Source organism: Pseudarthrobacter sp. R1, assembly GCF_024494415.1.
In the GTDB taxonomy this organism is placed as follows: domain Bacteria; phylum Actinomycetota; class Actinomycetes; order Actinomycetales; family Micrococcaceae; genus Arthrobacter.
In genome coordinates, this window is sequence record NZ_JAMKFI010000038.1 from 1 (window position 1) to 1,668 (window position 1,668).

Below are 1,668 nucleotides of genomic sequence, written 5' to 3' on the forward strand. Positions count from 1 at the left end.
AGCCTTGATCCACCGATCCGCTTGCGCTGGTCCCGCTGGATGCGGTTTTTGGTGGTTTGCGGGCTGAGGGCGTGCTGGGGTGCCCGGCCTTGCTGCCTTTGGTGTTCCACTGGTGGTCCTGGTTGCGCCGTGTGGCTGTGTTCTCGGGGTTCAGGCGCGTTGCGTCGGCGGATAGAGGTGGTCGAACAGGGTCTGCCATGGTGTTTGCCAGGGCCAGGCTTGGGGCAGATGGAGGCGTATTTTCCGTGCGCTGGAAGCTATCCGGGCGGGGACGTGGATGAGTTTGCGGCGGATCGTGCCGGTTCGTGCCTTTTCGAAGGGGCCGGCCGCGAGGATTCCGGCGGCGCGGGTGAGGTTATAGGCCATGACCGCGGCGATGAACCAGGCCGAGTTCGCGGCGAAAACACCTGAGGGCAGGTGGGCCAGCGCGCTGTCTTTGAGATCGGCGTTGACCTGTTCGATGATGGCGTGTTTGCGGTGGATCTTGTCGGCTGCGACGGTGTCCAGGCGTTCGGTGTTCACGGTGGTGAAGAACGCGTGGTGCCGGTGGGTTTCAAACAGGGTTTCCTGTCCGTCGCCGGCTTTCCTGTTCAGTTCCGGGATCCGGCGCACGACCAGCCGGCCGGTGATCTGCTCGTCCTTTTTGCGGGAGGTGAAAGCGGTGAACCCGGTTTCGGCGACTTCGGCCTTCGATACCCAGGTGTTGATGGTCTCGTCGAAGACCGCGTCGGTGTATTCGATCGTCGTCCATGCAGTTTCGGGGATTGTGGCGATCGCGCGTTTGACGGCCGGGTCCATCCGGACGGTCACCGAAACCTCTGCCCCGCCTGCCTGGGCCGCGGTAACCGCGGCATGGCCGTAGAAGGCCGAATCGAAACGGCAGAGTACCCGGCCGCCGGTCTGCAGACGTTTGAGGGTGGAGAGGGTATCGGTGATCAGGCGTTTGGCTCCGCGGGCCGAGTTCGCTGCTCCTTTGCGCAGCCGCTGGGCGGCGATTACCGGGGCGGTGTCCTTGGTGGAGACCGTGGCCAGCAGGGCATTCAGCCCGCGCACTCCGGAGTATCCGTAGCCGGAGCCCTGTTTGGCGTAGCCGTGGACCTCGATGATCGTGTCGTCGACATCGACGAACACGAAGTCCTCCTTCCCGGGATCGCCCAGAAGCGGGGCCCTGGCCCCCAGGTTTCCCAGGAAGCGGGAGGCGACCGCATCCAGTTGGCGTACGTGCCCGAACGTGAAAGCCCGCAGGAACGAACCCAGCGTCGAGGGCGCGTAGCAAGTGGTGAAGAGCCGGCTCATTCCGCCGTGGCGGAGCAGTGCCATGTCATCGATCGAGTCGGCGCCGGCGACCATTCCGGCGACCAGGGAAGCGACTTTCAGCCCGGCGTTCGCGCCCTTATCCGTGGGCACGGACAACCAGTCATTGGCCAGCTCGTGGAGCCCGGTGTCCCGGGCCAGCGTCATCACCGGCAGCAGCCCTGCAGTCGAGACGAGATTCGGCTCGTCAAAGGAAACTGACACCGCGGACCGTTTATGGGAAACTTGCACCTGCGGGATGCTCCTCTTCTTCAGCAAAATTGTTCTGTCGCAAGTCCAATTTTCCCTGAAAAGACGGGCATTTCGTGTTTAAACCGCCGTCGGCGCAGCAGCCATCATCGGTGGATCAAGGCT

The 1,668-nt window shown here is 63.6% G+C and carries 1 protein-coding gene; it reads right to left on the reverse strand.

The genetic code is table 11. The features are described from left to right. Positions 1 to 150: 150 nt before the first annotated feature. Positions 151 to 1,545 (reverse strand): IS1380 family transposase, encoded by a 1,395-nt coding sequence (locus M8J71_RS22875; protein ID WP_256250160.1) that lies wholly within the window; start codon positions 1,543 to 1,545, stop codon positions 151 to 153. Between the last annotated feature and the right edge of the window lie 123 nt (positions 1,546 to 1,668).